The organism is Rhodovarius crocodyli (assembly GCF_004005855.1).
GTDB lineage: Bacteria > Pseudomonadota > Alphaproteobacteria > Acetobacterales > Acetobacteraceae > Rhodovarius > Rhodovarius crocodyli.
This window is the reverse complement of sequence record NZ_SACL01000004.1, coordinates 130600-143757: the sequence shown is the minus strand read 5'-3', so window position 1 is coordinate 143757 and position 13158 is coordinate 130600. Positions and strand designations below refer to the sequence as shown.

14 protein-coding genes are annotated in these 13158 nt (G+C 68.1%); 10 read left to right on the top strand and 4 right to left on the bottom strand.

Features of this window, described 5'->3' with window-relative positions; translation table 11 throughout:
* The first annotated feature begins 2 nt into the window (after window positions 1-2).
* From sufD to EOD42_RS12695, 10 genes are all read left to right on the top strand, one after another.
* Window positions 3-1235 carry a Fe-S cluster assembly protein SufD gene (gene sufD, locus EOD42_RS12740; RefSeq protein ID WP_127787925.1) on the top strand — a complete coding sequence of 411 codons (1233 nt, stop codon included), beginning with the start codon at window positions 3-5 and terminating at the stop codon, window positions 1233-1235.
* The gene (locus EOD42_RS12735) at window positions 1235-2479 is read left to right on the top strand and encodes an aminotransferase class V-fold PLP-dependent enzyme (RefSeq protein WP_127788334.1); all 1245 of its coding nucleotides are present in this window, start codon (window positions 1235-1237) and stop codon (window positions 2477-2479) included. Before sufD ends, EOD42_RS12735 begins: the two co-directional genes overlap by 1 nt.
* Complete coding sequence (sufU, locus tag EOD42_RS12730) at window positions 2479-2946, top strand: Fe-S cluster assembly sulfur transfer protein SufU (protein WP_127787924.1); 468 nt, start codon at window positions 2479-2481, stop codon at window positions 2944-2946. Before EOD42_RS12735 ends, sufU begins: the two co-directional genes overlap by 1 nt.
* Window positions 2939-3292, top strand: a complete 354-nt coding sequence (locus EOD42_RS12725) for an SUF system Fe-S cluster assembly protein (RefSeq protein WP_240655148.1) — start codon at window positions 2939-2941, stop codon at window positions 3290-3292. Before sufU ends, EOD42_RS12725 begins: the two co-directional genes overlap by 8 nt.
* Window positions 3293-3306: 14 nt before the next feature.
* Entirely contained in the window at window positions 3307-3672 is a 366-nt protein-coding gene (locus tag EOD42_RS12720; RefSeq protein WP_127787923.1) for a HesB/IscA family protein, read from the top strand.
* Window positions 3673-3789: 117 nt separating this feature from the next.
* The gene (locus EOD42_RS12715) at window positions 3790-5106 is read left to right on the top strand and encodes an NtaA/DmoA family FMN-dependent monooxygenase (RefSeq protein WP_127787922.1); all 1317 of its coding nucleotides are present in this window, start codon (window positions 3790-3792) and stop codon (window positions 5104-5106) included.
* A 74-nt stretch (window positions 5107-5180) separates the two neighbouring features.
* Window positions 5181-6572, top strand: a complete 1392-nt coding sequence (locus EOD42_RS12710) for an aspartate aminotransferase family protein (RefSeq protein WP_127787921.1) — start codon at window positions 5181-5183, stop codon at window positions 6570-6572.
* Window positions 6573-6728: 156 nt separating this feature from the next.
* Window positions 6729-6965, top strand: coding sequence for a hypothetical protein (locus tag EOD42_RS12705; protein WP_127787920.1), 237 nt, complete (start codon window positions 6729-6731; stop codon window positions 6963-6965).
* 36 nt (window positions 6966-7001) lie between these two features.
* Complete coding sequence (locus EOD42_RS12700; RefSeq protein WP_127787919.1) at window positions 7002-8177, top strand: class I SAM-dependent rRNA methyltransferase; 1176 nt, start codon at window positions 7002-7004, stop codon at window positions 8175-8177.
* A 4-nt stretch (window positions 8178-8181) separates the two neighbouring features.
* Entirely contained in the window at window positions 8182-8811 is a 630-nt protein-coding gene (locus EOD42_RS12695; protein WP_127787918.1) for a VOC family protein, read from the top strand.
* Between the two features lie 10 nt (window positions 8812-8821).
* On the opposite strand, the gene EOD42_RS12690 is transcribed toward EOD42_RS12695, so the two are convergent.
* From EOD42_RS12690 to EOD42_RS12675, 4 genes are read right to left on the bottom strand one after another with little or no spacing between them, the layout of a single operon-like run.
* A complete protein-coding gene (locus tag EOD42_RS12690) occupies window positions 8822-9790 on the bottom strand; it encodes an ABC transporter ATP-binding protein (protein WP_127787917.1) in 969 nt (322 codons plus the stop codon).
* 1 nt (window position 9791) lies between these two features.
* On the bottom strand, window positions 9792-10655 hold the full coding sequence (locus EOD42_RS12685; protein WP_127787916.1) for an ABC transporter permease: 864 nt from the start codon (window positions 10653-10655) through the stop codon (window positions 9792-9794).
* Entirely contained in the window at window positions 10652-11593 is a 942-nt protein-coding gene (locus EOD42_RS12680) for an ABC transporter permease (RefSeq protein WP_127787915.1), read from the bottom strand. Before EOD42_RS12680 ends, EOD42_RS12685 begins: the two co-directional genes overlap by 4 nt.
* Window positions 11594-13144, bottom strand: a complete 1551-nt coding sequence (locus tag EOD42_RS12675; protein ID WP_164867916.1) for an ABC transporter substrate-binding protein — start codon at window positions 13142-13144, stop codon at window positions 11594-11596.
* Window positions 13145-13158: the final 14 nt, after the last annotated feature.

The window sequence follows — 13158 nt, the reverse complement described above, 5'->3', positions numbered from 1 at the left end:
CCATGACCAGCAACGCCGAGGCCTTCCTGCGCCGGGCGGAGGCGCTGGCCACCCCCGCCTGGGTCGGCGCCCTGCGCCGCCAGGGCGTGGAGGCACTGGCCAGGTCCGGCCTGCCGAACCGCCGGGTCGAAGCCTATCGCTATACGGACCTGACGCCGGTGGCGCGCGCCGAATTCGGCGCCGCCCCCAAGGCGCTGGCCCGGCCTGAGCTGCCGGCCCAGCGCGGCCGCGCGCGCATGGTATTCGTGGACGGCGTGCTGCGGGCGGACCTGTCCACCCTGCCGCCGCGCCCGCTCTCTGACGCGGCACCCCTGCTGGGCACCGTCGAGAACAGCGCCACCGCCCCGGTCGCCGCCCTGAACGCGGCGCTGGCCGAGGACGGCATGTTCCTGGACATCCCGGCCGGCGAGAATGCCGGGCTGATCGAGCTGGTCAGCATTGTCACCGAAGGGGCGGGGCCCATCGCCTTCCACCCGCGCCATGTGGTGCGGCTGGGCGAGGGTGCTTCCGTCACCATCCTGGAGACCTGCGAGGGCCCGGACGGCGTGGGCTATCTGCACAATCCGGTCTTCGAAGTGGTGGTGGCCGAGGGTGCGACCTGCGCCCATACCCGCATCCAGCGCGAAGGGCAGGGGGCGTATTTCCTGTCCTCGATCCATGCCCGGATCGCGGCCGGCGGCACCTATGACAACTTCACCCTGAATGCCGGGGCGAAGCTGGCGCGCAATGAGATCCACTCGGCGCTGGAAGGCCCCAAGGCCGCCTGCCACATGAACGGCGCGCAGCTGGTGGGGCAGGGTCAGCTGGCCGACACCACCACCTTCCTGCACCACGCGGCCCCCGATTGCGCCAGTCGCCAGACCTACAAGTCGGTGCTGACCGGCAATGGGCGCGGTGTGTTCCAGGGCAAGATCCTGGTCGCCCAGGTCGCCCAGCGCACCGACGGCTATCAGATGAACCAGGCGCTGCTGCTCTCGGAAGACGCCGAGATGGACGCGAAGCCGCAGCTGGAAATCTACGCCGACGACGTGAAGTGCAGCCATGGCGCCACCATCGGCGCGCTGGACGAAAACCAGCTGTTCTACCTGCGCAGCCGCGGCATTCCCGAGAAGGCCGCCCGTGCCATGCTGGTGCAGGCCTTCCTGACGGAGGCCGTGGACGGCGTGGCGGATGAGACCTGCCGCGCGGCCCTCGACGAGGCCGTGATGGGCTGGTGGCAGGGAGTGGCGGCGTGATGGACGGCGCGGTCACACCCGGCTTCGACGTGGAGCGGATCCGCGCCGACTTCCCCATCCTGGCCACCGAGCATCGCGGCAAGAAGCTGGTCTTCCTGGACAGCGGTGCCTCGGCCCAGAAGCCCACCCAGGTGATCGGCGCCATGGTCCGCACCATGGAGAGCGCCTATGCCAATGTGCATCGCGGCGCCTATCACCTCAGTGAGACGGCGACGGCCGCCTATGAGGCCGCGCGCGTCGCCTGCGCGCGCTTCCTGAACGCGCCGCGCCCCGAGGACATCATCTTCACCTCCAACTCCACCATGGCGATGAACCTGGTGGCCCACAGCTTCGGCCGTGGCCTGATGAAGCCCGGCCAGGCCGTGGTGATCAGCGAGATGGAACACCACGCCAACCTCGTTCCCTGGCAGATGCTGCGGGACGGCCATGGCACCCAGCTGCGCGTCTGCCGCATCACCGATGCCGGCGAGCTGGACCTGAACCACCTGGCGGAGCTGCTGGCGGACGGGAAGGTCGGTCTCGTCGCCATCACCCATATGTCCAATGTGCTGGGAAGCGTGACGCCCGCCACGCAGATCGCCCGCATGGCGCATGAGGCCGGCGCGCGCGTGCTGTTCGACGGCAGCCAGGCCGCCGTGCATCGCCGCGTGGATGTGCAGGCCATCGACGCCGATTTCTACTGCTTCACCGGCCACAAGCTGTACGGGCCCACCGGCATCGGCGTGCTGTATGCCAAGGCCGAGCTGCAGCGCGCGATGCCCCCCTTCCTGGGCGGCGGCGACATGATCGCGAGCGTGACCTACGAAAAGACCACCTGGGCCGAGCCCCCGGCGAAGTTCGAGGCCGGCACGCCGCCGATCATCGAGGCCGTGGGCCTGCATGCCGCGATCGACTACGTGGAAGCGATCGGCATGCCCGCGATCGAAGCCCATGAGCGCGCGCTGGTCGATCATGCGATGGCGACCCTTCCGCATGTCGAAGGGCTCACCATCTATGGAAAGGCGCAGGACCGGGGCGGGGTGTTCGCCTTCGCCCTGGACAATGCGCATGCCCATGACCTCTCGACCCTGTTGGACCGGGCCGGCATCGCGGTCAGGGCCGGGCGCCATTGCGCCGAGCCGCTGCATGAGCGCCTCGGCGCTGGTTCCGGCACCTGCCGCGCCAGCTTCGGCCTCTACACCACCAAGGCCGAGATCGATTACCTGGCCGAGGCATTGGCCTCGGCGCGGAGGTTCTTCGCCTGATGTTCGATGATCTGCGGGACCTGTACCAGGAAGTGATCCTGGACCACGGCCGGAAGCCCCGGAACTTCCGGCGGCTGGAAAACGGCACCCATCACGCCCGCGGCGACAACCCGCTCTGCGGCGACAAGATGGAGCTGTGGCTGGCGCTCGATGAGGACGGCACCATCGCTGATGCCGCCTTCCAGGGGCGGGGCTGCGCCATCAGCATGGCCAGCGCCAGCCTGATGACCGAGACGGTGAAGGGCAAATCCCCGGCCCTGGCCCGCGCCTTGGGCGAGCAGTTCCGCGAGCTGGCCATGACCGGCACCTGCCCGCATTGCCAGGCGGCGCTGGAGGAGGAGATGGAGCGCCTCACCCCGCTCTCGGGCGTGCATGAGTTCCCGAGCCGTGTGAAATGCGCGACGCTCGCCTGGCACACGCTGAACAACGCGCTGGACAACCAGGGCAAGGAGGCGAGCAGTGAGTGAGAACCGCGTGTCAGCCTGGACGCCCGACGGCGAGGTCGACCCCCGCCTGACCGAGGAAGGCGTGATCGCCGCCCTCAAGACGGTGTATGACCCGGAAATCCCGGTCGACATCTATGAGCTGGGCCTGGTCTACGCCATCGAGATCGATGACGAGGGCAAGGTGAAGGTCGAGATGACGCTCACCACCCCGGCCTGTCCCTCGGCGCAGGAACTGCCCAGCATGGCCCAGGCCGCGATCGGCCAGGTGCCGGGTGTGACGGGCTGCGAGGTCGAGGTCGTCTGGGACCCGCCCTGGGACCAGAGCCGCATGAGCGAGGACGCCCGCCTCGCCCTGAACATGTATTGAGGGAGGAAGCCGCGATGAGCACGACGACGGAAAAGCCCCGCACCCGTGAATTGCCGCCGCTGATCCGCATCTCGGACACCGCGGCCGAGAAGCTGCGCGGCTATTACGCCAGCGCCCAGGCCGGCAAGCTGCTGCGCATCGGCCTCAAGACCAAGGGCTGCTCGGGCATGGCCTATGACCTCGACTTCGTGGACGCCGCCGGCCCCACGGATGAGCGCGTGACCGACCAGGGCCTGACCATCCTGGTGGACCGGAAGGCCACGCTGTTCCTGATCGGGACCACGATGGACTATGAGGTGAAGGCGATGAGCCAGGGCTTCACCTTCGTGAACCCGAACGAGAAGGGCCGCTGCGGCTGCGGCGAGAGCTTCCACGTCTGATCTGCCCTTTGCGTAAGCACCCGCGCGCGATTTTTCCTGACTGATTGTCTGACGGGGGGCTGGTCATCCGCCCCCGTCTGCGCTGCCATCCCGCCCCGCTGATCAAGGGTATGGCGCATGGCAAAGAAATTTCACCTCGGCTGGTTCCTGCAGGGCTCGGCCGTCCAGGCTTGGGGCGAACCGTTCACCGGCGCCATCGGCCGCGACTGGCGTTCCGCCGAGATGTTCGTGGAAATGGCCCGTCACCTGGAACGCGGCCGCTTCGACTATGTGCTGATCGAGGACAGCTCCTATGTCGGCGAGAGCTTCGGCAACTCGCGTGAGCTGTATCTGAAAAGCGCGCTGTCCGTGCCGCGCCAGGACCCCTCGGTGGTCGCGACCCTGATGGCGGCGGCGACCAGCCGCATCGGCATCGTGCCGACGCTCTCCACCTTCGCCTATCCGCCTTATCTGCTGGCGCGCCTCGTGGCCTCGCTGGACCAGATCTCCAACGGGCGCATCGGCTGGAACCTGGTGACCGGCAGCAGCGACTTCGCCGCCATGAACTACGGCCTGCCCGGCATGCCCGAGCATGACCTGCGCTATGAGATGGCCGAGGAATACATTGCGGCCACCAACATGCTGTGGGACAGCTGGGACCCGGACGCGATCGTGGCCGACACGGCCAACAAGTTCTTCGCGGACCACGAGAAGGTCCGTCACACCGACTTCAACGGCAAATGGTACAAGACGCGCGGCCCGCTGAACTCCGGCCCCTGCGTGCAGGGCCGGCCCGTCATCGCCCAGGCCGGCGGTTCCCCGCGCGGCAAGGCCTTCGCCGGTGAGCATGCGGATACGGTGGTCGCCAGCGTGAAGGGCATCGAGGGGATGCGCGCCTTCCGCAACGATGTCCGCGCCGCGGCCGTCGCCGCCGGCCGCAACCCCGACCACATCAAGCTGCTGTGGCTGGTCACGCCCGTGCTGGGCGAGACGGATGAGGAAGCCAAGCTGCGCCAGAAGCAGCGCCTGGCCCGCGCCGAGGCCTCTCTGCCGCAGCTGATGGCGCATTTCGGCAAGACCACGAACATCAACTTCGCGGCCTACGACCTGGACATGCCGGTGGCCGAGATGACGCTGACCACCAACGGCCACCAGCAGTCGCTGGATGATTTCAAGCGCAACGCCGGCAAGAAGACCCTGCGGGAGGCGATGCTGGCCTATCGCGGCAATTCGGGTTCGGTCGAGCTGGTGGGCACCTGCGATGCTGTCGCGGCCAAAATGGGCGAGGTGGTCGAGGAAGTGGGCGGCGACGGCTTCCTGATCACGACCAACGATACCTCCCGCCGGGTGGTGGCCGAGGTGGTCGACGGGCTGGTGCCTGCCCTCCAGGCGCGCGGCCTGGTGCGCAAGGAGTACGGTTTCGAGACGTTCCGGGAAAATCTCCGGGAGTTCTGACGTATCGGGGGTTCTAGGAAGGGGGGGCGCGGGTCTAGCATCCGCGCCTCTTTTCCTTTCAGGGACCGGCTCCGATGACGCCTCCGCGCAACAGCTCCGCCACCCGGGACATCGCCACCGCGATGCACCCCTACACCGATGCCCGCGCGCATGAGGCGAACGGCCCCATGATCATCACCCGCGGCGAAGGCGTGCGCGTGTGGGACGACCAGGGCCGCAGCTATATCGATACGGTGGCCGGCCTGTGGTGCGCCGCCCTCGGCTTCTCGAACGAGCGCCTGGTGCAGGCCGCGACCGCGCAGATGCGCAAGCTGCCCTTCTACCATGCCTTCACCAGCAAGTCGCATGAGCCGCTGATCGACCTGTCCGAGATGCTGGTCGAGCGCGCGCCGGTGCCGATGAGCAAGGCGTTCTTCTGCAACAGCGGGTCCGAAGCCAACGACACCGCCGTGAAGATGATCTGGTATTACAACAACGCCGTCGGCCGCCCGCAGAAGAAGAAGATCATCAGCCGCGTGAAGGGCTATCACGGCGTGACGGTCGCCTCCGCCAGCCTGACCGGCCTGCCGGCCAACCATAAGCTGTTCGACCTGCCGATCGCGGGCGTGTTCCACACCACCACGCCGCACTACTACCACGAGGGCCGCCCGGGCGAGTCGGAGGAGGAGTTCGCCACCCGCTGCGCGAGCGACCTTGAGGAGCTGATCCTGCGCGAGGGGCCGGAGACGGTCGCGGCCATGTTCATGGAGCCCGTGATGGGCGCCGGCGGCGTGATCGTGCCGCCCAAGACCTATTACGAGAAGATCCAGGCCGTCCTGAAGAAGTACGACGTGCTGATCGTGGCCGATGAGGTCATCTGCGGTTTCGGCCGCACCGGCGAATACTGGGGCTGCACCACCTTCGGCATCGAGCCGGACATCCTGACCTGCGCCAAGGCGCTGTCCTCCTCCTTCCTGCCGATCTCGGGCGTGCTGGTGAACGACAAGGTCTATCAGGGCCTGGCGGATGGCAGCCACACCATCGGCACCTTCGGCCATGGCTACACCTATTCGGGCCATCCGGTGTCGGCCGCCGTCGCGGTCGAGACGCTGAAGATCTACGACGAGATGGACATCGTGGGCCATGTGAAGAAGGTGGCGCCGCTGATGCAGGCGGGCATCCAGAAGCTGGCCAGCCACCCGCTGGTGGGCGACGCCCGCGGCGTGGGCCTGATCGGTGCCATCGAACTCGTTGAGGACAAGGCCGCGAAGAAGAACTTCGACCCGGCCCGCAAGATCGCCGCCCGCGCCCAGAAGCTGTGCGAGGCCGAGGGGCTGATCATGCGAATCCTGCCCGGCGACGGCATTGCCTTCTCCCCGCCGCTGGTGATCAACGAGGAAGAAGTCGCCCTGATGATGAACGGCGTGACCAACGCGCTGGACAAGCTGGCCGTCGAGCTGCGCCGCGAGGGCTTCACCGTCGTTTGATGGCGGTTTTGGGCCGGGGATTCATGCCCCGGCCCCTACTGGACACTTGAACGCCCATTCAGATGTGCTATCTTTTCGTTAGTTGAGAGTAATTCGCAACTGCAACTGACATTCGCAACGCCACCCGCCACGCGCGGGACAGCCGCTGAGGGATCCATGGGCCGGGACTACAGCTACATTGCCCGTCGCTGCGAGCGCGCCGTCGTCACCGCTTATCGTGAGCTGCGTGAGGCCGGCACCCAGGACATCTCGGCCTTCCAGGCCTGCACCACGCTGTACCGCGTGCATCACCCCGAATCCTCCGTGACCGAGGCGCGCCGCCTGGTGGCGGAATGGATCGACCACCACGTGATCCGTGGCAGCACCGGCCCCACCGACGGCTGCGAATGCTGAGCTTGCCGTCCGCGCGGTAGGCGCGGATAAACCGGCATGCTTCCCCTGATCAGATTGCTTCCGGGCCGTGACCGCAGGGTCAAGGCCGGACACCCTTGGGCATTCTCCAACGAGATCGCCATGAACGCCGAGCTGCGCGGCATGCCCGCAGGCAGCCCTGTCCGCCTTGAGGGCGACGATGGTGTGAAGCATGGCGTCTGGCACTTCAACCCGCACAGCCTGATCGCCGCCCGCGTGCTGGACCGCAGCCCGGAGGCCGTGCCCGATGCCGCCTGGTACAGGGCGCGAATCGCCCGTTGCCTGGCCCTGCGCGACCGCCTGCTGCCCAGCCCTCATTATCGCCTGGTCCATGCCGAGGCCGATGGCATGCCCGGCCTCATCATCGACCGCCACGGCGATGCCGTGACCGTGCAGGCCAACACCGCCGGCATGGATGCCGCCATGCCGCATATCGTGGCGGCGTTGCAGGAACTGATCGCGCCCCGCCTGATCGTCGCCCGCAATGACAGCCCGGTGCGCAAGCTGGAGGGGCTGGAGGAAGGCGTCGCGGTCCTGCACGGTGAGGGCAGCACCGCCCATGTCGCCGAGGGCGCGATCCGGTTCGAGCTGGACCTGACCGGCGGGCAAAAGACCGGCTGGTTCCATGACCAGCGGGAGAATCGGGCCCGCGTGGCCGCGCTGTGCAACGGCGCCTCGATGCTGGATGCCTTCTGCCACACGGGCGGCTTCGGGCTGGCGGCGGCGGCGGCGGGCGCGCGCCATGTCACGCTGCTCGACCGCTCGGAACCCGCCCTCGTGCTGGCCACCCGCACCGCCCAGGCGCATGGGCTGAACCAGGTCGAATCCGTGCGCGGCGACGCGCTGGAGGTTCTGGAGCGCTGGGTGAATGAGGGCCGCCGCTTCGAGGTGGTGGTCGCCGACCCGCCGGCCTTCGCCAAGGCCCGCAAGGATGAGCAGCCGGCGCTGCGGGCCTATGCCCGGCTGGCGCGCCTGTCGGCGCAGCTGGTGGCCCCGGGCGGCATCCTGTTCATGGCCAGCTGCTCCCACCACGTCGCGCCCGGCCCCTATGCCGATGCGGTCGCGCACGGCATCTGGCGCGCGCGGCGCGAGGCTCGGCTGCTGTTCCAGGGCGGGGCAGGGGTGGACCACCCGGTGCACCCGATGCTGCCCGAAAGCGCCTATCTGAAGGCGCTGATGTACGCGCTGGACTGACGCAATGCTGGCGCTGGACCATCTGACGGTCATCGCGCCCTCTCTGGCCGAGGGCGTCGCGCATGTGCGCGGCTGCCTGGGGCTGGAGGTGCCCTTCGGCCAGCGCCACCTCTACATGGGCACCCTTAACCACCTGCTGCAGCTGGGCGCGGGCACCTATCTGGAGATCGTGGCGCTGGACCCCGAGGGTGCAGCGCCGCCCCGCGCCCGCTGGTTCGGGCTGGATGACCAGGCGGCGGTGCGGGCCGATTGGCAGGCCGGGCGGCGGCTGCGCGGCTGGGTGGCCAGGGCGGAGCTGGACCAGCTGGGCCAGGCGGATGTGTTCGGCCGCAAGACCGCGCTGCCCTGGATCGATCCGACCTTCGACTTCGCGATTCCCGATGACGGTTCGCTGCCGATGGGCGGCGCGCTGCCCTCGATCATCGACAGGCGCGGCAAGCCGCGCTCCATGGCCACCATCGCCGATCTCGGCGCCCGGCTGCATTCCTTCTCGCTGCAACACCCGCGCGCGGCGGAACTGGCGCGGCGGTATGAGGCCCTGGGCATCGACCGGCCGCCGGCGATCGAACAGGGCAGTGAGCTGCGTTATCGCGCCCTGATCGACACGCCCGCCGGCCTGCGGGAATTGTGGTGAGGCCCGGAACCTATCCGTAGAGGTGGCAGGCGACGGACCCGCCTTCCGGCGTGGGCTTGAGTGCCGGCAACACCTGGCTGCATTCGGGCATGGCGCTTGGGCAGCGAGGGTGGAACGGACAGCCCGGCGGTGGTGCGGCGGCTGACGGAATCTCCCCCACGATGCGCGGCAGCGCCCCGCGCAGCGCCGGGTCCGGTTCGGGCGAGGCATCGCGCAGCATCCGCGCGTAAGGGTGCAGCGGGTTCGCCAGCACGCGGCCGACCGGGCCTTCCTCCACGATCCGGCCGAGATACATCACCGCCACCCGGTCGCAGAACCAGCGCACGACGGACAGGTCATGGCTGACGAACAGGAAGGCGAGGCCGCGCCGCTGCCGCAATTCGCGCAGCAGCAGCAGCACCTGGGCCTGCACCGACACATCCAGCGCCGAGACGGGTTCATCCGCCACGATCAGTTCGGGTTCCAGCGTCAGCGCGCGCGCGATGCCGATGCGCTGGCGCTGCCCGCCCGAGAATTCATGCGGGTAGCGATCAAAGGCGTTGGGCGGCAGGCCCACTTCCTCCAGCAGGGCCAGGGCGCGCTTCTTCGCGTCCTCACCGCGCGCGATGCCGTGCACGCGCATGGGTTCGGTCAGCGCGGAGCCGATGGACTGGCGGGGATCGAGCGAGGAATACGGGTCCTGGAAGACGATCTGCATGCGCCGGCGCAGGGCGATCAGGTCCTTCCCGCGGGCGGCACGCACATCCTGCCCGCCGAAGCGCACCTCCCCGCCATCGGGTTCGATCAGCCGCAGCAGGGCGCGGGCGGCGGTGGATTTGCCGCAGCCCGATTCCCCCACGAGGCCGAAGGCCTCGCCGGGGTTGATGGTCAGCGACACATCCTCGACCGCGCGGATCACCGTGGTCTTGGGCTTGGGGAAGCCCTTGCGGACGGTGAAGTGCTTGGCCAGGCCTTTTACGGAAAGCAGCGGCTCGGTCATGTCATTCGTTCCGCAGCTTGGGGTCGGTCGCGTCGCGCAACCCGTCGCCCACCATGTTCAGCCCCAGCACCAGCAGCAGGATGGCCACACCGGGGAAGATGGCGAGCCAGGGGGCATCCAGGATGTTCTCGAACCCGTCGCGGGTCATGCCGCCCCAGGTGGGGGTGGGCGGCTTCACGCCGAGGCCGATGAAGGACAGGGATGCCTCCACGCGCACCGCGGTCGCCATCCAAAGGCTGCCCATCACCATCAGCTCCGACAGGATGTTCGGCAGGATGTGCAGGAAGATGATGCGCGCGTGACTGTAGCCCAGCGCATGCCCGGCCTCGACGAAGGCGCGTTCCTTCAGCGCCATGGTGGGCGCGCGGGCGATGCGCGCGAAGGGGGCGATCGCCGTCAGCGCGATGGCGATGACGAGGTTCACCAATTCGGGCCCCAGCAGCGCCACCACGATCAGCCCCAGGATCAGGCTGGGGAAGGACAGCAGCACGTCCATCGCCTGCATCACGATCAGGTCGAACTTGCCGCCCACATAGCCCGAGATCATGCCGATCACGCCGCCGATCACGATCGAGACCGCGATGGCACCCAGCGAGACCACCAGCGAGATCCGCGCGCCGTAGAGCAGGCGGGAGAAGATGTCCCGCCCGAACTGGTCGGTGCCCAGCCAGTAATCCACACTCGGCGGCTGCAGGCGGGAAATGATGTCCTGCTCGGTCGGGTCGTGCGGCGTGATGAAGGGCGCGAACACCGCCCCCAGCACGATCAGCAGCACGATGACCGCGCCGAAGGTGGTGGTGGGGTTGGCCAGCGCGCGCTGGGCGGCGCGACGCAGCGGCGAGGGCTGGGAAAGGGTCGCGCTCATGCTGCCTTCACCCGCGGGTCCAGCACGCCATAGAGAAGGTCGGTGATGAGGTTCACCACCACGATCAGGAAGCAGTAGATCACCATCAGCCCCTGCAGCATCGTGTAGTCGCGCTGGTTCAGCGCACCCACGATCACCTTGCCCAGACCAGGGCGGTTGAACACGATTTCGGTCAGCACCGAATTGCCGATCAGGATGCCGACATAGAGCCCCACCACGGTGACCACGGGCAGCGACGCGTTGCGCAGCCCATGCACCCACACCACCCGCCGCCAGGGCACGCCCTTGGCACGCGCGGTGCGGATGTAGTCCTCGCTGAGTGAGGCCAGCATCGCGCTGCGCGTCACGCGCGTGATGTAGGCCGCCATGACGAGGCCCAGCGTGATGGCGGGCAGGATCAGCTTGTGGATGCGGTCGCCGTAGTCGCCCAGGTCAGCCTGGCCGATCACCGGGAACCAGCGCAGCTGCAGCGCGAAGCCGATCAGCAGGAAGATGCCCGAGACGAAGACCGGGAAGGAAAGCCCGATCAGCGACAGCAGCCGTGCGGCCACGTCGATCACGCCGTTGCGGTGCAGCGCGGCCCAGATGCCCACGGGCACGCCGACGACGATGCCCAGGATCATGGAGGCGATGGTGAGGTCGATGGTGTGGGGCAGCACCGCGCCCACTTCCTCGAACACCGGGCGGCCCGACACCATGGAGGTGCCGATATCGCCCGTCAGCGCATTGCCGAGGAAACGCACATACTGCGTCAGGATCGGCACATCGAGGCCGAGCCGGGCGCGCAGAGCGGCCGCGGCTTCCGGCGTCGCCTGGTCACCCAGAATGACCAGGGCGGGATCGCCCGGAACCACGCGCACGATGATGAAGACGAGCGTCAGCACCGCCAGCAGCGTGGGGATGGAGGCGATCAATCGCCGGAAGACGAAGCCGATCATTCAGTTCAGCCGGGTCTGCTCGGTGATGAGCGGGCCGAGGCTCATGGAACCCCGCAGCTCATAGCCGTAGCTGAGGTTGTTGCGGCGCGCGAAGACCAGCAGCGTCTCCATCACCGGCACGGCGCAGACGTTTTCCACCAGCAGTCGCTGGGCCTGGGCCCACAGGCGCAGCTGCTCCTCGCGGTTGGTCGAGACGCGGGCGGCGTCGATCTGGCTGTCGGCGACATTGCAGTGAGAGAAGTTGGTCACCGCCGTCGGCGTGCCGGGGATGGACCGGCTGTGGAAGAACTGGCTGAGGAAGATGTCCGCCACCGGGAAGCGCGCGGCCGCGTAATACACCAGCGGGGACAGGTTCTGGCGGATCTGTTGATGGAAGGTCGCGTGCTCGACCACCTGCAGGTCGAGGTTGATGCCCACCCGGCGCAGTTGCTGCTGGATCACCTGCATGCCGTTCAGCATTTCGGGCAGCTGGGTGTGGATGACCCGCACGCTCAGGCCGTTGGCATGCCCGGCCTCGGCCATCAGGGCGCGGGCGCGGGCCTGGTCGAAGGGCAGCAGCCCGTTATCGGCGGTGAAGCCGAGATAGCCGCGCGGCACGACCGACTGCCCCTCACGCGAGACGTCCGGCCCGCGCCAGCGCACCATTTCCTGGCGGTTGATGGCATGGGCGAAGGCGCGGCGGACGCGGATGTCGTCGAACGGCGGCTTGCTGACATCCAGGCTGAGGATCGTCAGCTCACCGGGTTCGAACACGTCCACCGTGGTGTTGGGCACCTGGCGGGTGCGGTTCACCCAGGTCTGGTCGGCACGGCCATAGTTCAGGTCGAGCTCGCGGTTCTGATAGGCGAGATCGCGCGAGGCATCGGAGGGGATGAAGCGATAGGAAATCCGCCCGATCTGCGGCGCACCGCGGAAGTACTGGGCGTTCGCCACCAGCTCCGCGCTGGTGTTGGGCGTGATGCGTTCCATCGCGAAGGGGCCGGTGCCGACCGGGTTGCGGGCGAAATCCGCGCCGCGCTGTTCCACCGCGCGGCGGCTGACGATGTAGCCGCCCGAGTAGTTGGTCACGAGGCCGAGCAGGCTCGGCACATTCTCGCGCAGGGTGATGCGCACGGTGTAGGGGTCGACCGCCTCGACCGACTGGAAGGCGCGGTAATCGGCGCTGAAGGCAGAGCTGCCGGCATTGCCCGCCTTTTGCAGACTGAACACCACGTCATCGGCCGTCATCTCGCCGAAGCCGCCATGGAACTGCACGCCGCGACGCAGGTGGAAGGTCCAGACCTTGCCGTCCTCGCTGCTTTCCCAGCGCTCCGCCAGGTCGGGCTCGATCTCGGCGGGGTTGATGGAACCGGGGCGGAAGCGCACCAGCCCGTTGAACATCCAGGCCACGGCCACGCGGTCGATGGTCGAGACCGCGAAATGCGGGTCAAGCCGACCGACATCCTGGGCGGCCATGCCCACGCGCAGGGTGGGGCCCTGCTGGGCATGCGCCGCCAATGGCGCAGCACCCAGGATCATGGCGGCAAGACCCGCCAGAAGCTTCGTCTTCATTCCCAACACTCTCC

Excerpts from the sequence above, each read along its gene's own strand:
- sufU (WP_127787924.1), top strand. The coding sequence starts at position 2,479 with ATGTTCGATGATCTGCGGGACCTGTACCAGGAAGTGATCCTGGACCAC.
- EOD42_RS12690 (WP_127787917.1), bottom strand. The coding sequence starts at position 9,790 with ATGACCGAGCCGCTGCTTTCCGTAAAAGGCCTGGCCAAGCACTTCACC.
- EOD42_RS12720 (WP_127787923.1), top strand. The coding sequence starts at position 3,307 with ATGAGCACGACGACGGAAAAGCCCCGCACCCGTGAATTGCCGCCGCTG.
- EOD42_RS12680 (WP_127787915.1), bottom strand. The coding sequence starts at position 11,593 with ATGATCGGCTTCGTCTTCCGGCGATTGATCGCCTCCATCCCCACGCTG.
- EOD42_RS12715 (WP_127787922.1), top strand. The coding sequence starts at position 3,790 with ATGGCAAAGAAATTTCACCTCGGCTGGTTCCTGCAGGGCTCGGCCGTC.
- EOD42_RS12700 (WP_127787919.1), top strand. The coding sequence starts at position 7,002 with ATGCTTCCCCTGATCAGATTGCTTCCGGGCCGTGACCGCAGGGTCAAG.
- EOD42_RS12710 (WP_127787921.1), top strand. The coding sequence starts at position 5,181 with ATGACGCCTCCGCGCAACAGCTCCGCCACCCGGGACATCGCCACCGCG.
- EOD42_RS12695 (WP_127787918.1), top strand. The coding sequence starts at position 8,182 with ATGCTGGCGCTGGACCATCTGACGGTCATCGCGCCCTCTCTGGCCGAG.
- EOD42_RS12705 (WP_127787920.1), top strand. The coding sequence starts at position 6,729 with ATGGGCCGGGACTACAGCTACATTGCCCGTCGCTGCGAGCGCGCCGTC.
- EOD42_RS12675 (WP_164867916.1), bottom strand. The coding sequence starts at position 13,144 with ATGAAGACGAAGCTTCTGGCGGGTCTTGCCGCCATGATCCTGGGTGCT.
- EOD42_RS12685 (WP_127787916.1), bottom strand. The coding sequence starts at position 10,655 with ATGAGCGCGACCCTTTCCCAGCCCTCGCCGCTGCGTCGCGCCGCCCAG.
- EOD42_RS12735 (WP_127788334.1), top strand. The coding sequence starts at position 1,235 with ATGGACGGCGCGGTCACACCCGGCTTCGACGTGGAGCGGATCCGCGCC.
- sufD (WP_127787925.1), top strand. The coding sequence starts at position 3 with ATGACCAGCAACGCCGAGGCCTTCCTGCGCCGGGCGGAGGCGCTGGCC.